The organism is Polyangium sp. 15x6 (genome assembly GCF_029960785.1).
Taxonomy (GTDB): domain Bacteria; phylum Myxococcota_A; class Polyangia; order Polyangiales; family Polyangiaceae; genus Polyangium.
Genome location: NZ_JASBQE010000102.1, coordinates 1 through 26,937 on the forward strand (window position 1 = coordinate 1; position 26,937 = coordinate 26,937).

Below are 26,937 nucleotides of genomic sequence, written 5' to 3' on the forward strand. Positions count from 1 at the left end.
GAAGCCGCGCCGCCCGCGCCCGCCGCCCCCCAGGCCGCACGCGCCGCCGCGCCCAAGCCCCAGGGGCCCTCGCGCCGCGCCCGCACCGAGCCCGCGGCCACGGGACGCCCCGGACGGGTCGGGAACGGGAAGACGACGAAGACCGAGGTCGCGGCGCCCGAGAAGAAGCCCGAGCCGCCGCCGCGCGCCGATTCCGTCGGCCCGCCGAACGACGGACGCCTCGAAGGCGGCATTCGGCTCGACACGAAGGACAAACCCTACCTGCGCGTCGTCCCGGCCTACAACTACAAGGACGTGGACACCCGCTGGGGCCTGCCCGCGCTCGTCCACGCGCTCGATCGCGCGGCGAAGGCCGTGCACAAGAAGTACCCGGGCGCCGTCCTCGGCGTCGGGGATCTCTCGCGCAAGAACGGCGGCGAGCTCGCGCATCACCACTCCCACGAGAGCGGGCGCGACGCGGATCTCGGGTTTTACCTGGTGAATGAAAAAGGAGAACCCGTGCAGCGCCCCTCGTTCGTGAAGGTCGACGAGAAGCTCACGGCGAAGGGCGTGCCGGGCGCGCGCTTCGACGTCCCGCGGAACTGGCTCTTCTTGCAGAACCTCCTGCTCGATCGGCAGGCGCGCGTGAGCCACATCTTCGTGGCCGAGCCGATCAAGCACGCCCTGCTCGCGCACGCCCGCGCGCGCGGCGTCTCGCGGGCCGTCTACGTGCGGGCCGCGCAGGTCATGATGCAGCCGACCGGGGGTTTGCCTCACGACGACCATTTCCACGTGCGTATCTCGTGCCCGCCCTCGATGACGAAGAGCTGCGTCGAGATCGCGAAGAACGCGCCGAGCAAGGCGCGGCAAAAGATCGCGAAGAAGGGCAAGCGCGGCGTGAAGACCCCGGAGCGCCGCGCGGCGCCCCCGCCCGCAGCGCCGGCCCCGCGCCGCACGGCCGAGGTCCACCGCGACAATGGCGAGCGTTCGGGCGGCATTTATCTCTCGCGGGCCACGAAAGCGACGACGGGCCCGGACGTCCCGGTCTCCTTGTGGGCGCTCGCGGGCGCCTCGATCGGCCGCGACAACGCGGCGCGGACCGAAGAGGCGAAAAAGGACGACGGGCGTGACGAGGCCGCCTCCGACGCGGCCGACGTGAAGGACGCCGTCGACGAGGAAGGCGCGCCGCGCATCACGCGGTGATCTCGCGCCGAGGAGTTTTTCCCATGCGACAAGGAATGTTCCTGGCCGCGACGGTGTGCGCGTTCGGCCTCGGGGCCGCGTGTTCGAGCACCGACGTGCAGCAGGGCGGCGGCGGCAACGGTGGTCACGGCGGCAGCGGCGGTCAGGGCGGCGGCGGGCCGGCCATGAGCCTGCTCGCCGATGGCCTCGTGAGCAACGATTGCGCGCCGAACGACGGCCCCTGGCTCGTGTTCACCCTCGGGACCGCGTCGACGTGCGGGGAGGCGGCGGGCCCCGAGCCGCAGATCCACTTCGCGATCTACCCCGGCAACACGTCCATGCTCGCGGCCGGACAATCGTGGACGTTCGACGCCGCCATGCCGACGAACGAGGTGCAGGCGTGGTGGTATGCGAATGGCGTCGGCGGGAACTCCGACGTGCCGAAGAGCGCCTCGGTCGAGGTCCTCTCGGTCGGGAGCGATACGGCGCAGGTGAAATACTCGTTCGTCACGCCAAACGGCGCGAGTCATGCAGGCCAGATGGACGTCTCGATCTGCACCAGCATACCCATGTGCGGCTGAGCGCGGCGCCTCTGCGCGCGGAGCAACAAAGAGCGCTACATCGTTTACGCACCCACGTTTCGCCCAACTTTGCAAGAAGCCCTGTTGCGCCGAGCGGGCGGTCGCTGGTAGGTTGACCGGTCATGTCGCCGGGTCGACTCAGCCCATTTCCCAAGCGCAAGAGCAGCACGAAGATGCGGGCCCAAAGGTCGGGCTCGATCGCGCCGCCGCGCGCGAGCGTGCCGCCGCGCGCGAGTGTTCCCCCCCCGATGCTGGATCCGGCGAGCGAGCTCTTGGCCCTGCTCGCCGAGCTCTCGCCGCACGGCGTGGCCGCGCTCCTCGCGCATGCGCGCAAGCTGCGCGACGACGAGCGGCGCCGCGGCGCGGCCCCGCCGCTGATCGTTCTCTCCCCGCGTGATTTCGCCGTCCGCGTGATGCTTTTGGCGAACGAGCTGCTCCTCGGCCGAGACGACGGCAAGGTGTTCATCGCCGCGCTGTTCCGCTCGCTCGAAGAGCGTGGCGAGACGTCCGGGCTCGGGCTCGCGGAGTTCAAGAACCGGCTGCTCATGGCGCACCAGGCGGGGCTGCTCATGCTGAGCCGATTCGAGCTGGGCGAGCGCGCCGACGCCGCCACGATCACCGCCTCCGAGATTCGCCACCTCGGCGCCACGTTCCACCACGTCCTCATACGGCGCCCCAAGTCGGAAGGATCGAAGTAAACTCGGGCGGCAATGGCGCGCCCCGTCGCGGAAGACAGCCCCGCTCCGCCGCCCGCCGCGCGCGCCGCGGCGCTCTTCGTGATCGGCTCGCTCGTCCTGTCTCTTTCGCTGATGGCCGCCGCGATGGCGCTCTATCCCGGCGGCACGTGGCTCGATCGTGCTTCCCCCGGGCACGACTTCTTCCGCAATTTCTTCTGCGATCTGACGGCCGATCGCGCCCTCAATGGGCAGACGAACCCCGGCGCTTCGTTCGGCAAGGCCGGGATGATCCTCCTGTCCGCGGGCACGCTGCCTTTCTGGTTCCTCGTCACGCGGCTCTTTCCGGAGCGAGCCCGGCTCGCGCTCGCCGTGCGTGGGTTCGGGCTCGCCTCGGCGCTCGCCGCGATTGCGGTGCCGCTCGCTCCGTCGCAGCGGTATGGCTCGCTCCACCCGCTGCTCATCTTCATCGCGGCTGTGCCCGGTCTCCTCGCGGGCGGCCTCGCCACGTTCGGGCTGCTCGCGACGAAACACGGGTCGCGCATGCCCGCGCGCCTCGCGGGATTGACGGCGGGCCTCGCGGCGCTCGACGGCGCGCTTTATGCGGCGCACGTCGCCTCGGGCGTGGAAATCACCTCGGCGCTGCTTCCCGCGCTGCAAAAGCTCGCCGCGCTCGCGCTCGTCGCCTGGATGGCCGGCACGGCCGCGCTCGCCGGTCTTCGCGAGAAAGGCACTTCCCAGCTCGTCGACGCGGTCCCCAGGAAAAACCAATCCTGCACGTGAAGGGCGCCGGCCGTTGTCACGGCGCACGAAGGCGGATCAATCGTCCACCGTGTCGCAAGTCACCTCCATCCATCCATACGGCAACGACCTCGCTCCGCCGGTGAAACGGAAGGGCCATTCGTGCGTCCCTTCCTTGCAGCTCACGTCCTCGAAAGAGCGGTCTGTCACGCAAAACCCGCTCGGACAGCCGGGACAATCGGGCGAGGTCCGGCAATCTTCGAGCGCTGCGCCCTCGTGCTGCACGACCTCGCAGCGCCGGAGCGTCTCGCCATTGCGCTCGACGAGCGCCTCCTTCCCGCCCGGATCCCGCCATCCATTCGCCGGATCGCATTGCTCGAGATCCGGCTGCTCGACGTGGATCTTGCACGCGGCCACGCCGCTCGTGTCGACCCGGATCGGTCGTTCGGTGCAGATCACCTGGCAATGGATGAACCCCGGGTGAAGGACGCCGTCCCAGGCACTCTCGTTGTCGCACGGCCATGCGTAGTCCGTCGAGCTGACGAGATCCCCCCACGCTTCGAGGCGCGTATCGCCTTTCTCCCAGAGCTGACAGAAGGGTTCCCCCTCGTTCGACGGGATCACCATGACGACGCGCCTCGACGGTTGCGAGAGCTCGTTCGGCAAAAGCTCCCCCGGGGGCACGACGTCCTCGTCGTCCCGCGTGCTCGCGACGAACAGCGTATGGAACGTGCCTTTGGCGAGCGACGCGACGAACGCCGTCTCCGCGTCGGTCGCGGGCGCCTGCAATCCCTTCATGAGATCCAGCGCGCGGCTCGCCGCGCGGAGCGGCCGGTATACCTCTCCAGGCATCGCGAGCCGCTGCTCCATGGCCTCGGCCGCGGCGGCCACAATAGCTTCGACCTCCTCCTCTTTGGATGTGATCGTCTTCCACGCGAGCGCCGGTCGATCGATGGGCGTGACGAGGGCGAGCTCCGTCGGCGCGCTCGGGCGCACGATGACCACGCGAACGTCGCCCGGGCGCCATTCCGCGGGATCCCGCGTCCCCGCGCAGCTCTCGCCTCGGTTCTGCACGACGGCGAGCAGGCCCGCGCGCAATGTCTGCGCCGCGCGCGCCCGAAGCGCAGCCGCCTCCGGGGTGTCCGCGTCGTCGACGACGAGCACGTACACGTTCGGCTCCCCCTTGCCGTAACGCCCTTCCAACGTAAAGGGCGCCGCCGTACTCGGCGTGAGCGGCACGGCCCCCGTCTCCTGACACGCCGCCGCCACGAGCCCCGCTGAAACGATGAGAAAGAGCTTCGATCCCCACTTCATGCCGGTCGCATCCGGCAAATGGCGTGCCCGTGCGCGAATGCCTACGCCTCTACCGATTTGTAATACATCAATGTCAACGCGGAGGCACAGGAAGAGCCTACCTCGTTGGCAGTCCAATCATCAACTGAGGAGCGCCATCAAATCGTCGCGCGTGATCGCCGCCGCCTGCGCCGCCTCGCCGAGGGCCGCGTCCGCCACGAGCCGCTTTTTCTCCTGCAGCGCGAGGATCCGCTCCTCCACCGTGTCCTTCGCCACGAGCCGGTACACGAAGACGGGTTTGTCCTGGCCGATGCGGTGCGCGCGGTCCGCGGCCTGGTCCTCGACGGCCGGGTTCCACCACGGATCCAGCAAGAACACGTGATCGGCCGCCGTCAAGTTGAGGCCCGTCCCGCCCGCCTTGAGCGAGAGCAGCATCACCGGCGGGCCTCCATCGGCCTGGAATTCGTTCACCACGCCCGCGCGATCCACGGTCGAGCCGTCGAGCCGATTGAAGGAAATCCCCGCCTCGGCGAGGTGCGGCTCCACGAGGTCGAGCAGCGACGTCCATTGCGAGAAAACGAGCGCCTTGTGGCCATCCGCCGCCGCGTCGGAGAGCGCCTCGACGAGGGCCTCGACCTTGGACGAGCCCAAAGCCACCTGCCCGGGCACGAGCGCCGCGTGACAGGCGGCCTGGCGCAGCCGGAGCAGGGCTTCGAGCGCGGCGAGCACGCTGCCGCCCTCGGCGAGGCGCTTGACCACGTCACTGAGCGTCGCCGCGCGCACGGCGTCGTACACGGCGCGCTCCTTGTCGTCGAGCTCCACGCTGAGCACGCGGTCCGTGCGCGGCGGCAATTCGGGCGCGACCTCACGCTTCAATCGACGCAGGACGAACGGGCGAATGCGCTCGCGCAGCCGCTCGGCCGCGCCGGCGTGGCCGATCTCGATCGGCCCGGCATAACGCTCCTTGAAATCGCTCCGCCCGCCGAGCAGGCCGCGGTTCGCGAAATGCATCTGGCTCCAGAGCTCCTCCAGCCGGTTCTCCACGGGCGTACCGCTGAGCGCCACCTTGAACTTTCCGCGCAGCGCATACGCGGCCCGCGCGACCTGGCTGTCGGGATTCTTGATGGCCTGGGCCTCGTCGAGGATGACCGTATCCCATTCGATGGCGGAGAGCGCGTCGATGTCGATGCGCAGCATCGAATACGTGGTGAGCGTGACGTCGGCCTTCGGATCGAGCACGCGCTTGGGCCCGTGGTAGAGGGCCGCGGAGAGGTTTGGCCGGAACTTCCGGATCTCGGCCTCCCAGTTGAAGAGTACGCTCTTCGGACAAACCACGAGCGCGCGGCCGCGCGTGGCCGCGAGCGCCTGCAAGGTTTTTCCGAGGCCCATGTCGTCCGCGAGGATCCCGCCGAGCCCCGTGTCCCGCAAGAACGAGAGCCAATCGACGCCGCGGCGCTGATACGAACGGAGCGTGGCGGCGAGGCCCGCGGGCAAGGGCGACTCGGGGATCCCGGAAAAACCTTCGAGCAAGGGGGCGAGCCGGGAAAAACCCGGCGGGCGCGGAGCCTCGATCTCCTCGCAGAGGCGCGCGAGCGCAGGCAGGAGCGCGGGCGGAATGGTCTGGTCCTCGGTCTCCGCCCGCGCGGCGAGCAGATCGGCGACGCGATCGCCGAACCGCGAGAGCCAATCGGACGGCAGCGGCGCGAACCCGCCGCCTTCGAGCGGGACGATGTCGAGCCCGTCTTTCCACGCGCGAATGACGGCCGCGCCGCTCGCGTGTTTCGTGGTCCCGCCCTCCTCGCCGTCCTCGGCGAAGGATTCGAAGACGACGTCGAAGCTGTCGCCCTGGACGTCGAACCGCGGCACGAGCGGGCGCTTGCCGAAGAGCTCGCCGAGCGTCTCGCCCTGCTCGCCGCCGCGGAACCCCTTGAGCTTCTGCGCGAATCGTAATGCGGCCTCGCCGTCGAGATCGACGCGCCGGCCGGGGATCAGATTGAGCTCGTCGCGGAGCCGCTCGATGAGCCTTCGCTCCTCGGCCTCGTCACGCACGGGCACGGTCCCGCCGAGGTGCACGAGCACATTCTGATCGACGCGCGCCTCCGGCGGATCCCCGTACACGAGCAGCGGCAGCACGGAGAGGGTATGCCCGGCCTGCGAGAGCTCGATCGAAATGCGCGGGCGGCTCTTCCGCGCGACGCCCGGCAGCCTGCGCGTGCGCACCACGAGGCGCGTGTGTTTGTCGAGGTCGGGGAGGATCTTCGTGACGAACGTGCCGAGCTCCTCTTTCGCGACGAGCCGCTCCATGGGGAGTTTTTCCCACGCGTCGCCCGTGATCGAGGTATCCCCGAGGGGCCGCAGGACGTCGCCCGTGCGCGCGGCGCCGCGGGCAATGACCTCGTCGACGGAGGGGTCTTTCTCGACACGCACGAGGACGCCGCCATTCTTGCCGTCGATCACGGCGGCCGAGGGACGCACGGCCTGCTTGCTCGTGCGGACGGGAAAACCGTCGAAAAGGACGCTCGGCGCATTCTCGAGGAGCGAAAAGAGCTCCCGCACGCGCGAGAGCGGGACGACGCCGCCCTTCCAGGTCGAGAACATCCGGTCGATCGTGATGTCCTCGTGCGTGGGCAAGACCGGCAGATCGCCGCGCGAGACGCGATTCGTGATCGATCCCTGGAAAGGCTCGCGGCGGCCGTCCGGAAAGACCACCGCGCGCTCCAGGAACAACGTGCCCGCGTCGCGGCTGAACTCGTATTCGAACTTGCCGAGCGCGGGCTTCGGCGCGGGCGCGGCGCGTGAGCCGACGTCCGTCCCGGTCGCGGGGGCCTGGCCCTCGGGGGATTGGGCGGCGACGATCACGGCGGCGGCGACGTGCTGGCAGGGATCGAATTTACCGCCGCAATCGCAGGTCCATTCCTCGTCCGCGACATACAGCGTGACCGTGGGCGCGATGGCGACGCCGGGGACGCGGATGCGATAGGTGAGCTCGGTGGCGGTCCTCCTGTCGAGGATCACGGCGCCGTCGCGGGCCAGGTTGACGCCCTTCGACCAGAGACCGGGCGGGCAGGCTTTACGAACCGCCTGGAGGAGCGAGTCCATGACGACGGGAGCGGTAGCACGGGACGACGCGCGTGTCGCCCCCTCGGGCTAGCCCACGTCGGCCTCGATCTCCGGTCCGTGAGGGCCGTAGCATTCGTAGTGGACGCGATCGGCCGCCACCCCGAGGAGGTGCAGCGCCCCGCGGATCCCGCGCATGAAGGGAATGGGGCCCGTGAAATAGAACTCGCAATCGGTTCCGGGGAGGTTCCGCCCGAGCGTGCCGAGGCCGAGCCGGCCGCGGGTCTCGTAATCCCGCCCGAGCTCGTCCTCGGCCGAGGGCTGCGAATAGCAGCGGTGGAGCGTCACGTTCGGGTGGCGCTGCGCGAGCGCCTCGATCTCGCGCCGGAGCGGGTGGTGGCGCCCGTCGCGCATCATCTGGAAGAAGTGAATGGGCTGGTCGATGCCGCGATCGAGCGCGCTCTGGAAGAGGCTGAACACCGCGGTGATGCCGATCCCCGCGCCGATGAAGACGAGCGGGCGCGGCGAATCGACGAGGGTGAACTCGCCGAACGGCGAGGAGACGTCGAGCACGTCCCCCTCCTGCACATGCTCGTGGAAAAACCGGGAGCAGACGCCGTCGGGGTTCCCCTTCGCGCCGAGCTCGCGCTTGATCGTGACCCGGAAATACCCCTTCCCCGGCGCCGTGGAGAGCGAGTAATTACGATACACGGTATTGCCGCCGCGGCGCGAAAATCCGGGCACCTCGACGCGGAACGTGACGTACTGGCCCGCCTCGTAATGCGGCACGGGCCCGCCATCCCTGGGCGAGAGGTAAAACGAGGCGGCGTCCTCCGATTCCTGGACCTTCCGCCGGACCACGAACGGCCGGAATCCCTCCCATCCGCCCGGCGTGCGGGCGTTTTTCTGCATGAGATCCCGCTCGACCTCGATGAAGAGATTCGCCAGGACGTCATACGCCTCCCGCCACGCGGCCATGATCTCGTCCGTCGCGACGTCGCCGAGGATGGCCTTCACCGAGGCGAGGAAGTATTGCCCGATGATCGGGTAATGCTCGGGCCGGATGTCGAGCGAGGCGTGCCGGTGTGCGATGCGCATCACCGTGGCCTTGACCGCGGGCAGGTCATCGAGGCTCGTCATGGAGCCATTGAGCACGTTCGTCAGCGCGGCGCCTCGGGCGCCCTCTTGGCCGAAGAAATCCCCCCGGAATGCCTCCTGCTGCGACCCGCGTGTCTTCTCCTCGCCCGTGCCCTGGTTGGCCGGGTTGAAGAGCAGTTCGAGCGCGGGGTGATCGTGGAGCAGGTTGCGGTAGAAATGGCGGATGATCGTCGCGCCATGCTCGGCGAGCACCGGGGCCGTCGCCTTCACGATCGCGACAGTCTCGGCCGAGAGGGTCTTCCTGCTCATGTCTCAACCCAGAGCGCGCATGCCGGCGATGAAAAAGGGATGAAGCTCGGCCCGCATCAGGCCCTCGGACACGACCGGGTCGGCGTCGACGAGCGCGCGCGCACGAGCCTCGTCCGCGGCCTCGACGACGGCCAAGCCGAACGTCTCCGGGCCGGTCGTGAGCGTGCGGCCGACGAAGACGAGCACGCCCCGCGCCTTCAATTCCTCGAGGTACGCGCCGTGCCGGCCGAGCGTGGCCATCTCAGTCTCCGTGGGGCCAGTTTGCAGGAGGTCCGGCCGCACGGCCCGGACGACGTATATCCACTTGTTCGTGGGCTGAGAAGCAGGTTGTTCACTCATGGGCTTCGCATCATGGTCCATCGCCGCGCGATAAATCCACTCGAACCTACGTCCGTGTATGCCCGTCCTCGAGGATGGCCCGGAAGATCACCTCGGCGAGCCCCGCCGGGACACCGAGGCGCTCGGCGTAGACGCGACGATCCGCGAGGAGCTCCGTCTCGCGCGCCGGATCCACGCGAGGCAGGCCGAGCGCCCGCTTTTTCGCGAAGAGCGCGCCGACGAGCGCTCTCCGCCGCGCCACGAGATCGAGCAGCGCATGGTCGAGCTCGTCGAGAGCTCTGCGGGTCTCGCTGACTTCAGCCGGAGGCATGGCGAGCCAAGCGTACAACCATGTACGACGCGTGCCACCGCTTTCGGGTTGCGTTATAGGGTCCGACCATGAGCACCCCTGCGCAGCCGAGGCGCCCCGAGATCCTCGCCCCCGCCGGCGACGAAGCCGCGCTCCGGGCCGCGGTGCTGGCCGGCGCGGACGCCGTTTATTTTGGACTCCAAGGTTTCAACGCCCGGGCGCGCGCGAAAAACTTCGACGCCGAAGGGCTCGCGCGGACGATGGCGTTCCTGCACGAGCACGGCGTGCGCGGGTACGTCACGCTGAACACGCTGGTCTTCGACGAGGAGCTCGAGAACGTCGAGAACGCCGTGCGCGCCTGCGCGGAGGCGGGCGTGGACGCGGTGATCGTGCAGGATCTCGGGGTCGCGCGGCTCGTCGGGGCGATCGCGCCGGCGCTCCCGATCCACGCCTCGACGCAGATGACGTGCACCGACGCGGGGGCCGTGGAGCTCGCGCGAGAGCTCGGCGCGAGCCGCGTCATCCTGGCGCGCGAGCTGTCGGTCGACGACATCGCGGCGATCCGGCGCGCGACGGACGTGGAGATCGAGGTCTTCGTGCACGGCGCGCTCTGCATCGCGTATTCGGGGCAGTGCCTGACGAGCGAGGCCATCGGAGGTCGCAGCGCGAACCGCGGGGCGTGCGCGCAAGCATGCCGGCTGCCGTACGAGCTCGTCGTCGACGGGGAAAAGCGGGAGCTCGGGGATCACGCGTATCTCCTGTCGCCCGAGGATCTGGAGGCGAGCGCGCTCGTGCCGAAGCTCGCCGAGCTCGGCGTCTCGTCGCTCAAGATCGAGGGGCGGCTGAAGGGCCCCGACTACGTGGCCGCGACGACGCGGCTCTACCGCGCGGCGCTCGAGGCGAGCAGCGCGGGCCCGAGCGAGGCGCTCGGTTCGATCCGAAAAACCGCGCTGCAAACGTATTCGCGAGGTTCGGGCCCAGGCTTTCTCGCCGGCGTCGATCATCAGCGGCTCGTGGACGGGCGCGCTTGTGATCATCGAGGTTTGCCGGTGGGCGAGCTCCTCGGCACCACGCGCGCGCGAGGAAAAACGGTCCTGCGGCTCCGGCTCACGGAGGCGCTCTCGCGCGGCGACGGCGTGCTCGTGGAAGGAGGTTACGCGGGCACGGGCGAGATAGGCGGGCGCGTCTGGACGATCGCGAAGAACGGCGCGGACACGCCGCGCGCCGAGGCGGGCGAGGAGGTGTCCGTCTGGCTCGGGCCTGATTGTCGGGTCGACGTGGCGAAGCCGGGCCGGCGCGTGTGGAAGACGGACGATCCAGCGACGGAAAAGGCGATCCTCGCGGAGATCGAGCGATCGCCGCGGAAGGTGCCGCTCTCGATCCGCGTGTCGGGCGCGATCGGGGAGATGCCGCGGTTCGAGGCGTGGACGACGTCGGGGCTCCGCTCCGCGGTGACGGGCGACGCGCCGATCGGCGAGGCGCGGGGCGGCGCGGATGTCGCTGCCGTTCTGAAGGACAAACTCGGGCGGCTCGGCGATACGCCGTTCGAGATCGTGGAGCTCGAGGCGAATCTGCCCGCGGGCGTGATGATCCCGCCGTCGTCGCTGAACCGCGCGCGTCGCGCGCTCGTCGAGGGCCTCTTGGCGTCGGCCGCGCGGAAACTGGAGACGACGTCGGTGCATTTCCAGGACCTCGTGCGCGCGGCGAACCCGCCCGATCGGAGCCCGCCGCCGGCCGGTCTTTTCGTGCTCTGCCGGACGGAGGCGCAAGCCGCGGCGGCGCTCGACGCAGGCGCGGACGGGGTCTACCTCGATTTCCTGGAGCTCGTGGGCACGGGCGCGGCCTTGCGCGCGCTGCGCGCGTCGCGGCCGAGCGTGACGATCGGCGTCGCGCCGCCGCGCATTCGCAAGCCGGGCGAGGAGAAGATCGACCGGTACCTGCTCTCGCTCGCGCCCGATCTCTTGCTCGTGCGGGGGCTCGGCGCGCTGCGGGAGGACGCGGCGCTGTCGATCCCGCGGATCGGCGACTTTTCGCTGAACGTGACGAACCGATTGACGGCGGCGGAGGTGCTCTCGCACGGGCTCTCGGCGTTCACACCCTCGTTCGACCTCGACGCGGCGCAGCTCGAGCGCCTGCTCGATTCGCCGTTCGGTCCGTTCGCCGAGGTGGTCCTGCACCACCCGATGCCGCTCTTCCACATGGAGCATTGCGTTATCGCGGCGCTGCTCTCCACGGGGAAGGATTTTCGGGATTGCGGCAGGCCCTGCGAAAAACACAAGGTGTCTTTGCGGGATCGCGCCGGGATGGAGCACCCGGTGGAGGCGGACGTGGGCTGCCGGAACACGGTGTTCCACGCGGCGGCGCAGAGCGCGGCGAGCCTCGCGCCTGCGGCGACGCGAGGCGGCGTGCGGCGGTTCCGGATCGAGCTCGTGCGCGAGACGGCGGAGGACGTGGCGAAGATCGTCAGCACGTACCGGCGGCTGCTCGAAGGTAAGCTGCACGCGCCGGAGGTCTTCCGGGCACTCAGGACCGAGGGGGGATACGGCGTGGTGAAGGGATCACTCCGGGTGCTCCCGGCGTGAGGGAGGCCGAGAACGAGGGGCGATGAAAAAGCGAGAGCCGCTTCACTTCGGAAAGCACACCCTCTATTTCGAAGAACCCGGGATCGCCGTGCACATCTACCGGGGACCGATCACCGTGGAGGACATGCGTATCCTCGTCGATCTCCCCGACATGGATGAGCACGGGGGCAAATTTCAGCTCGCGCTCTTTCACATGCAGGAGTTCGGCGGGCTCGACGCCACCGCGCGCAAGATGGGCGCCGAGCGGCCGAGGCCGGCGGGCACGTATTACTCGGCCTACGTGGGCGCGACCTTCAAGATGCGCGTGGTCGTCTCGCTGTTCATGCGCGCGGCGAATTTCTTGCAGGGTCAAAAGAACGTCTCGGGCTTCTTCGATGACCACGATTCGGCCAAAGCGTGGCTGATCGAGTGCCGAGAAAAGCACCTCGCCGTGGACAAAAAGTAGACCGGAGGCGCACGTCTCCGTGCACCTCCGGTCGAAAGCCCAAGGAAGTGGTGCGGCCCTGGAACACCCCGGGAGCGGGAGGGACGTCCCAGGGCGCAGGTATCGATTACTTACGCGCGGCGACCTGCGCCTGGATCTGGCGGCGCAGCTTCCGCACCTCGGTCTGCGGGAGGTAGCGGAGCAATTCGGCGGTCTTGGCGCGCTCGTCCTCCTCGGCGAACGTGAGGAGGTACATCGGAGGCACGCCGAAGCCCTCCGCGAGGCGCGCGATCGTCTGGATCGTGATCGCGGCGAGGCCGTGCTCGACGCTGGAGAGATGGCCCTTCGAGAGCGCGCTCGCGTCGGCGAGGGCGCCGAGGGACATGTTGCGCTCCTTGCGAAGCGCGCGAATACGGGTACCGACCTGGAGGGCAAACGGCTCGGGGGTGGAACGTCGCGGCATTTCGATATGGTTCTCGGTTCGCCCTCGCGGGCGATCCGACCGGCCTCCTTCGCGCCGGGGAAAAACGGTTTCGTCTATCGTTTTCGGAAGCTCTCGTCGCCCCGCGTCGCGCTCTGTCGCGACCACCGCGGCGACCACGAAAACGAATATGCACCCATTCAGACGAACCTGCACGAAAAACCGAAAGTGGAGCGGACCGTCAATGTCCTACCCAGCATGGCCCCTGCATCGGGGCCAGGGAAAACGACGGGCGCAATGGACATTGTCTGTCCTAGCTTCTTTCGTGACGGACAAAAAAGCGAGAGCGCCGATCGGACCCGCCGATCAGCGCTCTCCAGGTAGTTTTTCTGTGGGATGCGATTACTTGCGAGCGGCGACCTGCGCCTGGATCTGGCGGCGCAGCTTCCTCACCTCGCTCTGGGGCAGGTAGCGGAGGAGCTCGGCCGCGTGGGCGCGCTCGTCCTCCGCCGCGAACGTGAGGAGGTACATCGGAGGCACGCCGAAGCCCTGCGCGAGCCGGGCGATCGTGCCGATCGTGATCGCGGCGAGGCCATGCTCGACGCTCGAGAGGTGGCCCTTCGAGAGTTCGCTCGCGTCGGCGAGCGCCGCGAGCGACATGTTCATCTCGTAACGGAGCTCGCGGATACGGGCGCCAACCTGGAGTGCAAACGCATCGGGAGTGGAACGTCGGGGCATGTGGATGTGGTTCTCGGTTCGCCCTCGCGGACGCGCCGACCGGCCTCCTTCTCGCCGGAATTCCAAGGGTCTTTATCGCTGGTGAAGCTCTCGATCGTCCGGCCTCTCCGCGCTCACCGCGCTCTCCGCTCGGTACGACCAGGAGCGAATATGCACCGCATTGGACGAACCCGCACCGAAAAACGTGATCCGGGTAGGACAACAATTGTCCTACCAAGCACGGACGCGGCAGTGAGAGGAGGGAAAACGCGGCGGCGATAGGACGGGTTTTGTCCTAGCTCGCGTTCATTTGCGGCGACGACGGACGATTGCGCCGAGCGCGAGGAAGCCCCACCCGGGGGAAGTTCGAGGTTGACAGCACGGCTGCTGCAGCCGCCGACCTCGTTCACGCTGGGATGGAAGTTTCAATGGAGGACGATCGTGGGGCGCTCTTCGCCGGGCAGCCAGAGCTCGGAGATCGTCACGAACGTGTCCTCCCGCATGTACCAGCACTTCCAGCCGCAGGAGGCCCAGCTCACGAGGCTGATCACGCGCCGGTCGTCTTTGCGCACGGGGAAAACGATGTGCAGACCGTCGAACATCCGTTCGCTCTCCTTGCCGGTCTCGGGGTCCTTGTCCTTGCCCTTGACCTTGAAGTCGACGATCGAGACGTCCTTCTCGGAGCCGCCGACGACCCGGACCCCCTTGAATAGGGCGAGCGGATCCCGACAGGAGACACGGAGCCATTCGCGGACCGCGGACGCCGTGCAATGGTCGTGGGGCCGGAGGAGCTCGAGCGGCGTCGCCTTCCCCCATTCCTCGGCCGTGGGTTTGTCGGATGGGGTCTCGGGCGGAGACCATTCCCCGAGCGAAGGCGCGCTCGGCTCCGCAGGCGCAGCGGCGGACGCGGAGGCGGGCGCGGGCGCAGCAGCGGACGCGGGCGCGGGCGCGGCCGGGGGCGCGGGGGCCTCCTCGGCCACGGCGAGCGAGAAGAACGCGAAGAGGAGCAGGAACGGCGGCGCAAAGGCCACGGCGCGGCGCAGGTTCGAGGTGTTCATAACGTCTTCAGGAAGGCGACGAGCGCCGCCCGATCCTCCTTGGAAAGATGATCCGTATGGCCCATGCGCTTGCCATTCCGCTCGACGAGCTCCTCGAGCGTGGCCGCGCTGCCGTCGTGGTAATAAGGCGCGCTGCCGGCGAGGTAGAGCAGCGAGGGCGTCTTGAATTTCCAGTCGTCCTCCATCTCCGTGTCGAAGCGCGCCTTGTCGAACGCCCACGGCCCGAGCCCCACGAGAGCGCGGTTCGTGTAGTCGGTCTTCGGCACATGGCAGGTCGCGCAGCCGACGTTGGGGTCGTTGAAGACCTCCTCGCCGCGCTTCTCCTCGGCCGTCTTCTCGTGATTGTCGCGCGGAGGCGGGACGAGACCGTGGCGCGCGAAGGCGACGATGGCATCGGCGCGCGGGATCGTCTTGTCCGCGGAATAACTCAATGGCTCGCCGCCGAGCCAGCGGTGAAGGCCGAAGCCGATGATCACGCGGTGCTTCAGGTTCGGGCTCTCGCCCTTCCAGCCATAAGGTCCGAACGCGGCGGCGCGGCCCGCGAGCATCGGCGTCTGGCGCGGGACGCCCTTCACGAAGCCCTCGAACGCCTGCTTGTCCTCGAAGGCATGCATCACGTTGGGCTCGTACTTGCCCTTTTCCTCGTAGCTCTCCCGGATGTCCTCGTGCCACACGTGCCCGTCGTCGCGCCCCTCGGGATGGCAGCCGGCGCAGGCATACGAGCCGCTCATGAGCCAGTCGCGCGCATTGTAATAAAGCCGGCGGCCGATGGCGGCCTGCTCGGGCAAGGGATCCGGGCCGAGGGAGAAGATCGCGGGGGGCGAGGATTCGTAGGGAGCGCGCTTGTCGAAGGCGTCGAGCCGGACGATCGCGAGGTCGTGGCTCGATCGGCAGAACACGAAGGCGGTGCCCTCGTCCTCGGAGAGCGCGATTCCGGTGGGCGCGCCGCAGCGGGTGGCGCCGGGCTTGTCGTCCTCGGGATTGCCTCCGCCGAGGTCGTACTTGCGGAGGGCGCCGAGCGAGGGGTCGACCGAGAGCGCGTCGAGCTCGACGAGCATGTCGGTGCCTTCGCTCGCCACGAGCAAGGTGCGGGTCTTCTTGCGATACACGACGGCGCGAGGCTGGACGAAAACCTCGCCGATCTGCGAAGGCGCCGGGCCCGTGAGGTGCGGGTCGGCTTCCTCGAACCCGAACTCGCCGAGGAGCTTCTGGAACGGCTTCGATTGCATGACGAACCAGCGAGGCGCGCGCACGGCGAGCGGGCTCTCGTCGGCAATCGAGAGGATGTCGACGGTGTTTTGCCCATTCCACGCGCTCTCGCCCATGGCCCCGAGCGCCTGGCGCGGGACGAAGAGGCGCGCGCCGTCAGGCGAGAGGACGGCCGAATACGCGAGTGTCGCGGCCTCGCGCCGCGCCGGATCGGGCGGGGTGCGCAAGGGGGCCGCCGGAAAGGGGACGTCCTTGACGCGGGCCTGTCCCTCGACGGCGTCGATGCGCGAGAGCGTGGCGCGGGCGAGGTGCGTGACGTACGCGGTTTTCCCGTCCGGCAGGGCGACGACGGCGCGCGGCTCGCGCGGGACGTCGAGGGTCCAGCGTTTCGTGAGGGTCTGGAGGTCGACGGCCGAGACCGCGTGGGTCCACGGGGACGTGACGAGCGCGGTGGATGCGTCGGGGGTGATCGCGAGGCCCCAGGCGTCGGCCGGGAGCTCGACGCGGCCCATCTCGACGAGGCCCGCCGCGGGGTCGGGGCGCATGACGAGCAAGAGGCCCGGTCCTTCATAGGGCGACGCGAGATCGTCGGTCTTGCGAATGCCACGGACCGTGACGAGGACACGGTCGTCGAGGGCGAGGACGGCCGCCGGAGGCCCGGGCATCTTGACGGCGACGGGCGGGTTCTGGGCGTCGGCGGGGAGCGCGATGCGCCGGACGACCTGCTGGTCCTCGTCGGCGAGCCAGAGCGCAGGCTCGGAAGGCGATCGGACGAGCGCGCCGCCTTCGCGCACGAGTGGCGGCTTGCGCGCACGGGTAGGCTGCTGCTGCGCGCCCGGGGCCCCGTTCGAGGCGGCGGGCTGTGGGGTGGCGTCGGTCGGCGAGGTTTGCTCGCCGGATTTGCAGGCGGCGAGGGCCGCGAGCGAGGTGAGGCCAGCGAGGAAGAAGGTGGACGCGGTGGTTCGCATCGGCGGGACCCGGGCTACGCTCCAGGATACCGCGACATTCCAGCCGAGGGCTACGGCCGGCCGCGCACGGAAAACGGGTTTGTCAGGGAGCTCCGCCCACGAGGATGGCGTGCGCGACGAATCCGAGGACGAATCCGACGCCGAGCGCGACGAGCCCGAACGCAAAGGCGGCGCGGCGCGGGACGGCGTCGGCCGGGATGACGACGGCAGGCGCGGGCCTCGGGGCGTGCGGCATTTCGCCGAAGCCGACGCCGGGAGGACGGCCGAGCGGCGGGGCGACGGGCGGCGCAGCGACGGGCGGCGCGGCGACGGGCGGCGTGAAGATCACTTGCGGCGTGGCCGCAGGCGGCGCGACCGCGGGCACGCCGAACGCGGGCGACGGGCGGCGGAGGGCCGCCGGAGGGCCCGGGTCGGGAATGTCGGAGACGGCCGGCATCGGCACGGTGAGCGCAGGGGACGGGCGGTGAATGGGGGCCGAAGGGCCGAGGCGCGAGGAGGCAGGAGGCGGAGCCGCGGCGGACGTGGCGTAGGGGAGTTGCGTGGGGGCCGTGCCGAGGAGCGAGGAGACGGGCGCCGCCTGCGTGGGAGCGTCGGTATCGGAGCTCTGCGGGCGCGCGAGCACGCGGGCCTCGGCGAGGTCCTTCAGCATGGGCTCGATACCCTCGTACCGCTCGGCGGGCCTGCGCTTGACGGCGCGCATGACGATCGCGGAGAGGCGCTCGGCCGCGAGGTCCTTGCGGGTGAGCGCGATGGGCGGGGCCTCGTCGCTGAGCTTCTGGCGCGCATAAGCGAGGTCGTCCTGCTCGCCGAAGACGTTTCGGCCCGAGGCGGCGCGGTAGAGGATCGTGCCGAGCGCGTAGACGTCGGCCGTGCCGCTGACTTCGCGCGAGTTCAGGAATTGCTCGGGCGCCATGTACGGGATGGTGCCGACGGCCATGTCCGCGCGGGTGATGCCCGTGAGCGTCTCCTCCTTGCCGCGCTGGTCCTCGGCCGGATCGAGGAGGCGGGCGAGGCCGAAATCGATGAGCACGGCGCGCCGTTCGCCGCTCGGCAAGCGCCGCAGGATGACGTTCTCGGGTTTGACGTCGCGATGGATGATGCTGGCGCGGTGCAGGTCCGCGATGGCCCGCGCGACGCCCTCGCCGATGTCGAGGACCTCCTCGACGGAGAGCGTGCCCTGCTTTTCGAGCAGATCCGCGAGGGACATGCCCTCGACGTACTCCATGACGAGCAGGAGGCCGAACTCGGGATCGGTCGTCTGTTCGATGACGCGCGAGACGTGGTCGCTCTCGATCTTGCCGAGGAGCAGCGCCTCGCGGCGAAAGCGCGTGACGAGGTGAGGATCCCGCGCGGCGTCGGGCAGGAGGCGCTTGATCGCGACGAGCGCGCCCGAGACCTGCGCGCCGATCCACACCTCGCCCATACCGCCCTCGGCGATCTTGCGCTCGAGACGGTACTTGCCCCCAATCATCGCCCCCGGGACGAAGTCCATCGGCCGCGATGCTAGCCGAGGTCAGGGGTGCAGCACGAGGAATCCGCGCTTTTTTCCGCCCCTAAGGCGCCGGGTTGTAATCGACCGTCAGGGAAAACGTGTCGACGCTGTCGACGACACAACCACGGCGCAGGCGAACGGCGAACGTGTAGAGGTTCGTCCCGCGCCGATACTGCGTGGGATCGACGCCGAAGCGGAGGATGCCCGTGCCGCACTCGTTCGCGGGGAGCGCGAGCGGCGAGGTCGTGCAGGTGGTCGCCTTGTGCGCCGGGGTGTCGCAGCGCTCGAGCTCGAGCGCATACGCGCCGCGCGGCTCGAGGGGCACGCGGGACGCATACTCGGCGAACCACGTGACGCCGACGGCCTGGGAGATCTGGAAGTTCGGGTCCGGCGCGCTCACCCACGCGGCGCGCGCGAGCGGCTCGCCGTCGCCGAGGAGCGTGCCGCACGGATCGTTCGGGTCGACGGCGGCGCCCGATTCGAGGATCGGACGGTCGTCGCATGCGCCCGCGTCGGATCCACCGTCGCGGCGATCGAAGTCACCCGACGCGCCGAGCGAGGGCCCCTCGCCTCGCATGCCGTCGTCGCGATCTCCTCGTTCCTGACAACCCGCGGCGGCGAGGAGCAGCAAAAGCGCAACCTGGGACAACATGAACGGCCGAAGCGTCGTCGATTGCATGGTGTCCTCCGGTCTCTGCAATCGAGATGCCCGAAAAACGACGGGGACAGACGTGTATGTCGCGCGACGCCGGGCGTTGACGGGGCGGATGCGCCTTCGATACTTTCGGAGGATGTTCGGCGTGGGATCCGCACGTTCGGGAATTCGGCTGGCAGCGCTGTTCGTGCTGGGCGCGCTGCCCTTGGCAGGCTGCGGCAGCGACGAACCCGCGGTGAAGCCCGGGGGGACGGGCGAGCCGCCGCCCGAGAATCCCAGGCTCTCGGGGACGCTTCTGTACGAGACCGTCGCGTACGATCGCGCGGCGGACGGGCTCGACTATTCGAAGGTGGACCAGAAGCCGATCCGGGGCGCGCGCGTGGCGCTGCTCGACGCGGCGAACGAGACGGTCCTCGCCGAGACGACGTCCGACGCGATGGGCCGGTACGGCTTCGACTGGAAGGGCACGGCGCAGGTGAAGGTGTGGGTCTACGCCGAGACGATGGAGCCCTCCATCCTCGTCGTGGACAACACGTCGAGCGACGCGACGTACGTGCTGGAGAGCGCGGAGGTGGTGGTCGAGGAGCCGACGTCACTCGACGTGGTGGCGACGACGGGGTGGACGGGGGTCTCCTACGGCAAACCGCGGCTCGCTGCGCCGTTTTCGGTGCTCGACGCGGCCTACACGGCGGCGCGGCGGTTCCTCGACGAGACGACGCCGCCGCCCGTGTTCCCGAAGCTCGAGATCAACTGGAGCGTGGACAATCGGCCCGAGGACGGGCTCGTCGTGTTCGGCCAGATCGGGACGTCGCACTGGGACGGCGATCAGATCTACGTGCTCGGCAAGGAGAACGTGGACACGGACGAGTTCGATACGCACGTGCTGGTGCACGAGTGGGGGCACTCGTTCGAGGAGCACATCACGCGCTCGGATAGCTGGGGCGGGTCGCACGGCTACGGCGACGTGCTCGATCCGCGGCTCGCGTACAGCGAGGGGTTCTGCAACGCACTGTCGGCGATGATCCTCGATCCGGACACGGTCTACACGGACTCGATGGGGCCCGGGCAGAAGGACGGGTTCTCGGAGGACATCGAGCAGAACGACACGAGCCAGGGAGCGAAGCCCGGCTGGTACTCGGAGACGACGGTGCAGAACGTGGTGTTCGACGCGTACGACGGGTACGCCGAGGCGTTCGACGGCGTCGAGCTCGGGCTGCAAGGCGTCTACACGGTGCTGGTCGGCGATCTGAAGGCGACGCCGGCGATGGTGACGCTGTTTCCGTTCGTCACGGGGCTGAAGAGCGCGCATCCGGAGGCGGCGACGGCGATCGACGCGCTGGTCGGGCATCACGGATCGGGCAGCTCGTTCGGGGTCGATCCGGTGGTGGACGCGTGGGGCACGGGCGAGACGCACGCGGCCGAGGATCCGGGGGCGCTGCCGGTGTTCGTGCCGGTCGCGGCGAACGAGTCGGTGACGCTGACGCTGGTCGGCGGGCTCGATCCGGCGCTGCTCGGGCAGAACCGGTTTCTGCGCGTGAAGGGTACGGGCGGGACGCTGAAGGTGAGCTCGAGCGCGACGAGCGACGTGGATCTCTACGTGTACCTGCGCGGCAAGGAGCTCGACAGCGCGGCGTCGGAGAGCGGCGACGAGACGGTGTCGTTTTCGACGGCCGCGGGCGAGGACTACGTGGTCAACGTGCAAGGCTACGGAGAAATTTCGGGGCCGTACGAAGTGAAGATCGAGGTCCTGCCATGAAGAGAGGGAACGAGATGCGCGCTCTCTGGATGCTCGCTTGTGTCGTGGCCGCGTGCGGGACGGTGGAGCGGAAGGAGCCCGATCACGTCGGGCCCGATACGCCGAGCGCCGAGGCGAGCGCCGACGAGGGGGGCGAGGTGGGTACGCAGAAGCCAGGCGCGCCCGTGAAGGTGGAGGGGAGGCTCGCCACGTCGAGCGCGGTGCTGACGGTCGACTTCGAGGAGGCCGCGAGCGACGTGACCGTGGAGGTGTGGGGCGTGGACGGGCTCGTCGTGACGAGCGCGAAGGAGCCGGTGCAGAACCGGCAGTTCGGCAAGGACGAGAAGGTGTCGGTGGAGGTGTCGTTCACGGCGCCGGCGACGCGGGCGGATCTCGCGGTGCGGGTGCGCGGGACGTTCGCGGGGCGGGTGCGGGAGCGGGTGCAGTCGTTCACGGTGAACGCGGGAGCGCCAAGCCTGACGCAGCCGCCGGGGGAGGTGCGTACGGGGCCGGATGGAAGGCCCGTGCGGGTGATGAGGCAGGAGTAACGGCGCAGGCAGGGGCGGTCCGGCTTCGACGGGGGTCGAGGGGGGGCGCGGGTACAGGGGGACCGGCTTCGACGGGGGTCGAGGTAGGCGCGGGTACAGGCGCTCCGGCTTCGACGGGGGTCGAGGGGGGGCGCGGGCGGGTTCGTCGGGAGAACGTCAGCGATACCCGTACTTGCCGACCATGTCCGCGACCTCTTGCGCGGTCGGTCGCGCCGCCGGGTCCGGGTCCATGCAGCGCTCGAAGAGGAGCGCGAGCCCGCCCTGGAGGCCCTCGACGCGGCGCAGGCCCGCCGGGCGCGGGAGCGTTTGTCCCTGCATGCCGACGAAGATCGGCGGGACGTTGAAGGGGCGCTTGCCCGTGAGGATCTCGTAGGCGATGACGCCGAGGCTGAAGACGTCGGAGTGCGCCTTCCAGTGGCGTGAGCCCTGCGCGAGCTCCGGGCCCATGTAGGTCGGGGTGCCGACGAGGATGCCCGTGCGCGTGACCTCCTGCGGCGGCGGCGCGATGCTGCGGCGCGTGGACGGCGGCGTGTCGAGCTCGCGGGGCCGTTCAGAGGCGGGTGAGCGCTCCTGGACTTCGCCCGTGAGCGTGGAGATGCCGAAGTCGACGAGCTTGACCTGCGCATGGCCCTCGGCGTCCTCGGCGACCATGACGTTGCCCGGCTTGAGGTCGCGGTGGATGACGCCCTGCGCGTGCACGGCCGCGAGGCCCGCGGCCATCTGACCGAGCACCGAGCAGCACCAGTCGACGTCGCGGTAGCGCTCTTTGCAGCGATGGAGCGGCTTGCCCTTGCAGAGCTCCATGACGAGGTAGAGCAAGCCCTCGGGCGTGACGTCGACGTCGGCGATCGAGGCGAGGTTCGGGTGGTCGAGGCGAGAGAGGATCTGCGCCTCGCGCACGAAGCGAGCCATCGCGAGCTTGTCGCTGCGGCTCGTGAGGACCTTCATGGCGAAGCGACGCGTGTCGCGGACGCGCTCGACCTCGTAGACGACGCCCATCGCGCCCTGGCCGAGCTCCTCGATGACGCGGTAGCGATCGGCGATGAGGGCGCCGATCTCGAAGCTCGGCGTGGCCGTGACGAGCTCGTCCTCGTCGACCTCGACGTCGGTGCGGAGCGAGGAGAGCAAGCTCGAGGTGTGCTGCTGGATCTTGCGGCGGAGCTCCTCGTTCAGGACCTCGACTTCGGTCTTCTTGGCCTCGATGGTGCGGATCTTCTGCTGCACGTCGCGGCGCATCTGGTCGAGGCCACGCGCGAGGTCCGCGAACTCGCTCTTCTCGTCGACGGGGATCGGGGTCTTGATGTCGCCGGAGGCGAGGCGCGCGGCAGCTTCGAGGAGCGCGGCCTGCTCGGCGATGCGCTTCTGGTGGAGCGAGCTCTCGAGCTCGGCGCGGACGGCGCGCGTGGAGACGATGTTGATGGAGAGCTTCTCGCCGAGGGCGTTGAGGAGCGAGAGGTCGGCGGCGTCGAAGTGGCGGCGCGATTCGTCGGTCTCCAGGTAGAGGACGCCGAGGAGCTCGTCGCGGACGAGGAGCGGCGCAGCCATGGCGCTGCGGCGCGTGCCTTCGATCTGCTTCCACACGCGCGCCTCGCGGCGCAGGCGGACCTGCTCGACGAGGTCGTCGAGGTTCGAGGCGAAGCCGGCGATGACGGAGGCGAGCGGGATCTCCACGCCGCCGGCCTCGCGACCCGCGGCGACTTCGAGATCGGCGCCCTCGATCGCGCCTCCCTCGGGCGTGACGAAGAGGAGCGCCGCGCGCGCGCCGAGGAGGCGGATGATCTCGTCGAGCGCGACGCGAGCCTGGCCGCCACGATCGAGGACCTGCGCCGAGGCGAGGCTGAGCTCGAGGACGCGCGAGTAGCGGCCCATGCGCTCGTGCACCTCGACGAAGCGGCGCGCGAGGATGATGCCGAGCGCGAGGGTGAAGGCGAAGGTGCCGACGTGCCCGAGCGAGACGTTGGCGCGCGGGACGAGGCCGATCGCCTTGAGCACGTCGTGCGAGGCCGCAGCAGCGGCCAGGATGAACCCGCCGGTGAAGATGCGCGCGTCGAGGTTGCCGCGCGTCGCGTTGAGGACCGCGCGGGCGGTCATCAGCACGACGGTGACGAGCAGGAGGATCTGGAACGGCAGCAGCGTGCGGAGGACGGGGACGAGCCCGAGCGCGACGACGAGCGCGGAGCCGACGAAGTACGCGCCGTGGACCCACTGCAAGCCGCGGAGCAAGCGGAAGCGGCCCGGGCCGAAGACGTGCTCGAAGTACGAGGCGAAGAAGAGCGGCGTGAGGTAGAGGCTCGCGAGCTCGACGTGGATCCAGAAGAGCGGCGCGTCGAGGAGCAGGCCCCGGATGGGCGCGGCCGCGGGGAGGTAGATCCCGAGCGAGAGCGCGAGCAGGCCGTAGGCGAGGTTCGATTTGTCGCGACGCTCGGAGAGGTAGAGGCCGAGGACGAAGAGGCCCACGGACACGAGGAGGATGCCCATCGCGAGCGTGGGCAGGTCGGCGCGGACGGCTTCGAGCGCGAGGTCGGCGCGCGGGCCGAGCAGTACATCGCCGTAAGGGCCGATGTTGACGTGATCGGAGTAGACGCGGAGCGCGAGGGTCTTGCCCGTGAAGTTCGATCCGAGCGGGATGAAGTGGGGCTCGTAGCCCTGGAAGCGGAGCGCGCCGTCGCCCTCGAACGAGCCGAACCGGTAGACGAGCGCGCCGTCGACGTACGCCTCGACGAGCTGATCGACGCCGCCGAGGTAGAGGACGGGCTCGCGCTCGATAGCGCCGACGAGGCGCGTGCGCATCCAGAGGAAGCGCTCGCCGCCGCGGCCCTCGGGCGCGGTCTTCGGCGGCAAGGCGCGCCAGCCGTCGTTCACGGCGGGCGTGGCCCAGACGAACGCGCCCGTGGGGTCCCGCGGCGAGTCGCCCCAGCGGTACTCCCACGCGCCCGGATACGCGTGGGCATGCGCCTCGGTGGGGACGGGGGCAGGGACGTCCGCGCGCGTGATCGGCGAAGCCGAGAGCATCGCGAGGGCGAGCGTTCCGGCGGCGAACACGGCGCGCCGGAGCCGCGAACGGGGCATCGCTTGATCTTGGTCCAGGGGTACCTCGGGGAAGCTGCGAGGATATCAGAGCTCGCGCCCCGGCGATCTCACCGCGCGCTCGCCTTCTTTTTCCCCTCGCCCACGGCCTTGCCCGCGATGCGCGCGCGGGCCGCGTGCACGAGCGGCTCGGCAGGCGTCAACGCATCGACGAGGTCGCCCGCGCGGAGCGCCGCCTCCTCGGCCCGCTTCCACGCGGCCGACGCGCCGATCGTGTTCGGACCGCTCCGCTGCGCGAGCTCGAGCGCCGACGCGAGGTCCCGGCCGACACGTTCGATGCGCTGGAGCTCGGCGCGGCCCGCCCCCGAGAGTTTGGCGGCCGCATACATTGCCCGCACGATGCCGATGAGGTCGCGCACGGCCGCCGCAGGAAAGGGGTCTTCACGCCCGGAGATCACCTGAACGAATGTATCGGATTCGTCTCGAAATGGCGAGCCGGCGTGTTTTCAGGGGTCACCGGAGAGAGCCGGTGGCCTCTTCCACGGCGCGGCGGAGGGCGCCCGAAAGGACGATGTCGCGGACGGCGGCAATGTCGCGATAGAGGGGGCGGTCCTCGTCGAGCGTGGGGGAGACGGCGCGGACGGTCGCGTGCGCTCGCTCGACGGCGGCCGAGGAGCGGAGGGGGCGGCGCTGATCGATGCCCTGGGCGGCCGTGAGGATCTCGATCGCGAGCGAGGTGCGGACGTTCTCGATGACCTGGGCGAGCTTGCGGGCGCTGACGCTGCCCATGCTGACGTGATCCTCGCGGCCGGCGCTCGAAGGGATCGAGTCGATGCTGGCCGGATGGCAGAGGACCTTGTTCTCGCTGACGAGCGAGGCGCTCGCGACCTGCGCGATCATGAAGCCGGAGTGCAGGCCGCTCTGCGGCGCGAGGAAGGGGGTGAGGCCGCTCGAGAGCGCGGGGTTGACGAGCTGCTCGACGCGGCGCTCGCTGATGTTCGCGAGCTCGGCCGCGGCCATGGCCGCGAGGTCGAGCGCGAGCGCGAGCGGCTGGCCGTGGAAGTTGCCGCCCGAGAGGAGGTCGGCGCCGCCGTCGTCGCGGAGGAAGACGGTGGGGTTGTCGGTGACGCTGTTGATCTCGCGGGTGAGGACGTCGGCAGCCCAGCCGAGGGCGTCACGCGAGGCGCCGTGGACCTGGGGCATGCAGCGGAGCGAGTAGGCGTCCTGCACGCGCGGGCAGTCGGCATGGCTCTGCATGATCTCGCTGTCGTCGAGCATCGCGCGGAGGTTTTCGGCGCACGCGGCCTGGCCCGGGTGCGGGCGGACGGCCATGAGGCGCTCGTCGAAGGGGCGCTTCGAGCCCTTGTTCGCCTCGAGGCTCATCGCGCCGGCGACGTCGGCGATCGTGCAGAGGGCGAGCGCGTCGCGCACGGCGAGCGCGCCGAGGGCGGCCATGTACTGCGTGCCGTTGATGAGCGCGAGGCCCTCCTTCGCCGCGAGGACCACGGGGCGGAGCTCGGCGCGCGCGAGAGCTTCCGCGCTCGTCATGCGCTGGCCGCGGAAGGAGGCCTCGCCTTCGCCCATGAGCGTGAGGGCGAGGTGCGCGAGCGGCGCGAGGTCGCCCGAGGCGCCGACCGAGCCTTGCGAGGGGATGCGCGGCGCGACGCCGGCGTTGAGCATGGCGAGGAGCAGATCGACGACCTCGGCGCGGACGCCCGAGTAGCCGAGCGCGACGACCTGCGCGCGAAGGACCATCATGGCGCGGACCTCGGGCTCGCCGAGATCCGGGCCGACGCCGGTCGCGTGGCTGCGAACGAGGTTCTTCTGCAAGGCGATGACGTCGCGCTCGGCGATACGCGTCTCGGCGAGCGCGCCGAAGCCGGTGTTGATGCCGTAGACGGCAGGCGCGGCGTCGCCGGCCTCGGCGATGGCGTCGACGGCGCGGCGCGAGGCGACGATGCGGGCGCGAGCCTCGGGGCAAAGGGCGACGGGGCGGCCGTGACGGCTGACGTCCTCGAGATCGGCGAGGGTGATCGGACGCCCAACGAGAAGAGGCGAAAGGGTGTGCACGGGCGCCACGTTAGTACATCCCGCGCCGCGTGCCTCCGCGCGGGCGCACCTCACGGAGGGACGGGCGAAAGCGGCTTTGACGGTCGGGGGCGATCGCCTAAGCTCCGGCCCCATGCAAACCCTCCGATGGTCTTTCGCTGCGCTCTTGCTCGGGTTGGTCGCGTGTGCCGGCTCCGCAGCCGAGGGGCCGGGGTCGACCGAGCCCGGCGCGATCCAGTCCGCTCCGAACGAGCCGCCGCCTCCTGCCGCGGAAGGCCCGATCACCTGCGGCCTGCCCGCGCCCGTGGTGAGCGAAGACCCGTGTACGAAGGACGCCGAGTGTGCGCCCGCGGAGCCTTGCCATGCGCACGCCTGTGTCGCCGTCGCCCACGCGAAGCCGCGCACGCCCGACACGGTCTGCTCCACGATGCTCGATTGCAAGAGCGTCGACGCGAACCCTTGCGTGTGTCACCAGGGCCGCTGCGCCCTCGTGCCGAAGCCCAACTGATC

At 69.8% G+C, this 26,937-nt stretch carries 23 protein-coding genes; 9 read left to right on the plus strand and 14 right to left on the minus strand.

Going from position 1 to position 26,937, the window contains the following annotated elements; genetic code table 11:
- The 4 genes from QHF83_RS43275 to QHF83_RS43290 all read left to right on the plus strand — a co-directional run.
- A partial coding sequence (locus QHF83_RS43275) for a penicillin-insensitive murein endopeptidase (RefSeq protein ID WP_282423960.1) occupies positions 1-1,182 on the plus strand: 1,182 nt, incomplete at its 5' end.
- Positions 1,183-1,205: 23 nt separating this feature from the next.
- Positions 1,206-1,742 carry a hypothetical protein gene (locus tag QHF83_RS43280; RefSeq protein WP_282423961.1) on the plus strand — a complete coding sequence of 179 codons (537 nt, stop codon included), beginning with the start codon at positions 1,206-1,208 and terminating at the stop codon, positions 1,740-1,742.
- A 122-nt stretch (positions 1,743-1,864) separates the two neighbouring features.
- Complete coding sequence (locus QHF83_RS43285; protein ID WP_282423962.1) at positions 1,865-2,440, plus strand: hypothetical protein; 576 nt, start codon at positions 1,865-1,867, stop codon at positions 2,438-2,440.
- 12 nt (positions 2,441-2,452) lie between these two features.
- Positions 2,453-3,199, plus strand: a complete 747-nt coding sequence (locus tag QHF83_RS43290; protein ID WP_282423963.1) for a hypothetical protein — start codon at positions 2,453-2,455, stop codon at positions 3,197-3,199.
- A gap of 36 nt (positions 3,200-3,235) precedes the next feature.
- On the opposite strand, the gene QHF83_RS43295 is transcribed toward QHF83_RS43290, so the two are convergent.
- From QHF83_RS43295 to QHF83_RS43315, 5 genes are all read right to left on the minus strand, one after another.
- A complete protein-coding gene (locus QHF83_RS43295) occupies positions 3,236-4,471 on the minus strand; it encodes a hypothetical protein (RefSeq protein ID WP_282423964.1) in 1,236 nt (411 codons plus the stop codon).
- A 120-nt stretch (positions 4,472-4,591) separates the two neighbouring features.
- Positions 4,592-7,549, minus strand: a complete 2,958-nt coding sequence (locus tag QHF83_RS43300; RefSeq protein WP_282423965.1) for a DEAD/DEAH box helicase — start codon at positions 7,547-7,549, stop codon at positions 4,592-4,594.
- Positions 7,550-7,597: 48 nt separating this feature from the next.
- A complete protein-coding gene (locus QHF83_RS43305) occupies positions 7,598-8,914 on the minus strand; it encodes a globin domain-containing protein (protein ID WP_282423966.1) in 1,317 nt (438 codons plus the stop codon).
- Positions 8,915-8,917: 3 nt separating this feature from the next.
- A complete protein-coding gene (locus QHF83_RS43310; RefSeq protein ID WP_282423967.1) occupies positions 8,918-9,253 on the minus strand; it encodes a YciI family protein in 336 nt (111 codons plus the stop codon).
- A gap of 46 nt (positions 9,254-9,299) precedes the next feature.
- Positions 9,300-9,563 carry a chorismate mutase gene (locus QHF83_RS43315; protein ID WP_282423968.1) on the minus strand — a complete coding sequence of 88 codons (264 nt, stop codon included), beginning with the start codon at positions 9,561-9,563 and terminating at the stop codon, positions 9,300-9,302.
- A 68-nt stretch (positions 9,564-9,631) separates the two neighbouring features.
- Here QHF83_RS43315 and QHF83_RS43320 point away from each other — a divergent pair, with 68 nt between their 5' ends.
- Both QHF83_RS43320 and QHF83_RS43325 read left to right on the plus strand, forming a co-directional pair.
- Positions 9,632-12,124 (plus strand): U32 family peptidase, encoded by a 2,493-nt coding sequence (locus tag QHF83_RS43320; RefSeq protein WP_282423969.1) that lies wholly within the window; start codon positions 9,632-9,634, stop codon positions 12,122-12,124.
- A 22-nt stretch (positions 12,125-12,146) separates the two neighbouring features.
- The gene (locus QHF83_RS43325; RefSeq protein WP_282423970.1) at positions 12,147-12,569 is read left to right on the plus strand and encodes a hypothetical protein; all 423 of its coding nucleotides are present in this window, start codon (positions 12,147-12,149) and stop codon (positions 12,567-12,569) included.
- Between the two features lie 106 nt (positions 12,570-12,675).
- On the opposite strand, the gene QHF83_RS43330 is transcribed toward QHF83_RS43325, so the two are convergent.
- From QHF83_RS43330 to QHF83_RS43355, 6 genes are all read right to left on the minus strand, one after another.
- Entirely contained in the window at positions 12,676-13,011 is a 336-nt protein-coding gene (locus QHF83_RS43330; protein WP_282423971.1) for a helix-turn-helix transcriptional regulator, read from the minus strand.
- Positions 13,012-13,371: 360 nt separating this feature from the next.
- Positions 13,372-13,707 (minus strand): helix-turn-helix transcriptional regulator, encoded by a 336-nt coding sequence (locus QHF83_RS43335; protein WP_272427055.1) that lies wholly within the window; start codon positions 13,705-13,707, stop codon positions 13,372-13,374.
- Positions 13,708-14,111: 404 nt separating this feature from the next.
- A complete protein-coding gene (locus tag QHF83_RS43340; protein WP_282423972.1) occupies positions 14,112-14,744 on the minus strand; it encodes a hypothetical protein in 633 nt (210 codons plus the stop codon).
- On the minus strand, positions 14,741-16,921 hold the full coding sequence (locus tag QHF83_RS43345; protein ID WP_282423973.1) for a hypothetical protein: 2,181 nt from the start codon (positions 16,919-16,921) through the stop codon (positions 14,741-14,743). The genes QHF83_RS43340 and QHF83_RS43345 overlap by 4 nt, the downstream gene beginning before the upstream one ends.
- Before the next feature lie 82 nt (positions 16,922-17,003).
- On the minus strand, positions 17,004-18,413 hold the full coding sequence (locus QHF83_RS43350; RefSeq protein ID WP_282423974.1) for a serine/threonine-protein kinase: 1,410 nt from the start codon (positions 18,411-18,413) through the stop codon (positions 17,004-17,006).
- A gap of 61 nt (positions 18,414-18,474) precedes the next feature.
- A complete protein-coding gene (locus QHF83_RS43355; RefSeq protein WP_282423975.1) occupies positions 18,475-19,092 on the minus strand; it encodes a hypothetical protein in 618 nt (205 codons plus the stop codon).
- Between the two features lie 121 nt (positions 19,093-19,213).
- Between QHF83_RS43355 and QHF83_RS43360 the strand changes: the two genes are divergently transcribed.
- Together QHF83_RS43360 and QHF83_RS43365 are read left to right on the plus strand one after the other, a co-directional pair.
- Positions 19,214-20,824: a hypothetical protein gene (locus tag QHF83_RS43360; RefSeq protein ID WP_282423976.1), complete on the plus strand. Its 1,611-nt coding sequence runs from the start codon at positions 19,214-19,216 to the stop codon at positions 20,822-20,824.
- A complete protein-coding gene (locus tag QHF83_RS43365) occupies positions 20,821-21,351 on the plus strand; it encodes a hypothetical protein (protein WP_282423977.1) in 531 nt (176 codons plus the stop codon). Before QHF83_RS43360 ends, QHF83_RS43365 begins: the two co-directional genes overlap by 4 nt.
- Before the next feature lie 156 nt (positions 21,352-21,507).
- Here the strand turns inward: QHF83_RS43365 and QHF83_RS43370 are convergent, their stop codons facing one another.
- The 3 genes from QHF83_RS43370 to hutH all read right to left on the minus strand — a co-directional run bounded on the left by QHF83_RS43370 (position 21,508) and on the right by hutH (position 26,448).
- Positions 21,508-24,420 (minus strand): protein kinase, encoded by a 2,913-nt coding sequence (locus QHF83_RS43370; RefSeq protein WP_282423978.1) that lies wholly within the window; start codon positions 24,418-24,420, stop codon positions 21,508-21,510.
- 68 nt (positions 24,421-24,488) lie between these two features.
- Entirely contained in the window at positions 24,489-24,797 is a 309-nt protein-coding gene (locus QHF83_RS43375) for a hypothetical protein (RefSeq protein WP_282423979.1), read from the minus strand.
- 94 nt (positions 24,798-24,891) lie between these two features.
- Positions 24,892-26,448: a histidine ammonia-lyase gene (hutH, locus tag QHF83_RS43380; RefSeq protein WP_282423980.1), complete on the minus strand. Its 1,557-nt coding sequence runs from the start codon at positions 26,446-26,448 to the stop codon at positions 24,892-24,894.
- A gap of 112 nt (positions 26,449-26,560) precedes the next feature.
- Here hutH and QHF83_RS43385 point away from each other — a divergent pair, with 112 nt between their 5' ends.
- The gene (locus QHF83_RS43385) at positions 26,561-26,935 is read left to right on the plus strand and encodes a hypothetical protein (RefSeq protein WP_282423981.1); all 375 of its coding nucleotides are present in this window, start codon (positions 26,561-26,563) and stop codon (positions 26,933-26,935) included.
- Positions 26,936-26,937 lie beyond the last annotated feature (2 nt).

Excerpts from the sequence above, each read along its gene's own strand:
- QHF83_RS43280 (WP_282423961.1), top strand. The coding sequence starts at position 1,206 with ATGCGACAAGGAATGTTCCTGGCCGCGACGGTGTGCGCGTTCGGCCTC.
- QHF83_RS43285 (WP_282423962.1), top strand. The coding sequence starts at position 1,865 with ATGTCGCCGGGTCGACTCAGCCCATTTCCCAAGCGCAAGAGCAGCACG.
- QHF83_RS43290 (WP_282423963.1), top strand. The coding sequence starts at position 2,453 with ATGGCGCGCCCCGTCGCGGAAGACAGCCCCGCTCCGCCGCCCGCCGCG.
- QHF83_RS43295 (WP_282423964.1), bottom strand. The coding sequence starts at position 4,471 with ATGAAGTGGGGATCGAAGCTCTTTCTCATCGTTTCAGCGGGGCTCGTG.
- QHF83_RS43300 (WP_282423965.1), bottom strand. The coding sequence starts at position 7,549 with ATGGACTCGCTCCTCCAGGCGGTTCGTAAAGCCTGCCCGCCCGGTCTC.
- QHF83_RS43305 (WP_282423966.1), bottom strand. The coding sequence starts at position 8,914 with ATGAGCAGGAAGACCCTCTCGGCCGAGACTGTCGCGATCGTGAAGGCG.
- QHF83_RS43310 (WP_282423967.1), bottom strand. The coding sequence starts at position 9,253 with ATGAGTGAACAACCTGCTTCTCAGCCCACGAACAAGTGGATATACGTC.
- QHF83_RS43315 (WP_282423968.1), bottom strand. The coding sequence starts at position 9,563 with ATGCCTCCGGCTGAAGTCAGCGAGACCCGCAGAGCTCTCGACGAGCTC.
- QHF83_RS43320 (WP_282423969.1), top strand. The coding sequence starts at position 9,632 with ATGAGCACCCCTGCGCAGCCGAGGCGCCCCGAGATCCTCGCCCCCGCC.
- QHF83_RS43325 (WP_282423970.1), top strand. The coding sequence starts at position 12,147 with ATGAAAAAGCGAGAGCCGCTTCACTTCGGAAAGCACACCCTCTATTTC.
- QHF83_RS43330 (WP_282423971.1), bottom strand. The coding sequence starts at position 13,011 with ATGCCGCGACGTTCCACCCCCGAGCCGTTTGCCCTCCAGGTCGGTACC.
- QHF83_RS43335 (WP_272427055.1), bottom strand. The coding sequence starts at position 13,707 with ATGCCCCGACGTTCCACTCCCGATGCGTTTGCACTCCAGGTTGGCGCC.
- QHF83_RS43340 (WP_282423972.1), bottom strand. The coding sequence starts at position 14,744 with ATGAACACCTCGAACCTGCGCCGCGCCGTGGCCTTTGCGCCGCCGTTC.
- QHF83_RS43345 (WP_282423973.1), bottom strand. The coding sequence starts at position 16,921 with ATGCGAACCACCGCGTCCACCTTCTTCCTCGCTGGCCTCACCTCGCTC.
- QHF83_RS43350 (WP_282423974.1), bottom strand. The coding sequence starts at position 18,413 with ATGGACTTCGTCCCGGGGGCGATGATTGGGGGCAAGTACCGTCTCGAG.
- QHF83_RS43355 (WP_282423975.1), bottom strand. The coding sequence starts at position 19,092 with ATGCAATCGACGACGCTTCGGCCGTTCATGTTGTCCCAGGTTGCGCTT.
- QHF83_RS43365 (WP_282423977.1), top strand. The coding sequence starts at position 20,821 with ATGAAGAGAGGGAACGAGATGCGCGCTCTCTGGATGCTCGCTTGTGTC.
- QHF83_RS43370 (WP_282423978.1), bottom strand. The coding sequence starts at position 24,420 with ATGCCCCGTTCGCGGCTCCGGCGCGCCGTGTTCGCCGCCGGAACGCTC.
- QHF83_RS43385 (WP_282423981.1), top strand. The coding sequence starts at position 26,561 with ATGCAAACCCTCCGATGGTCTTTCGCTGCGCTCTTGCTCGGGTTGGTC.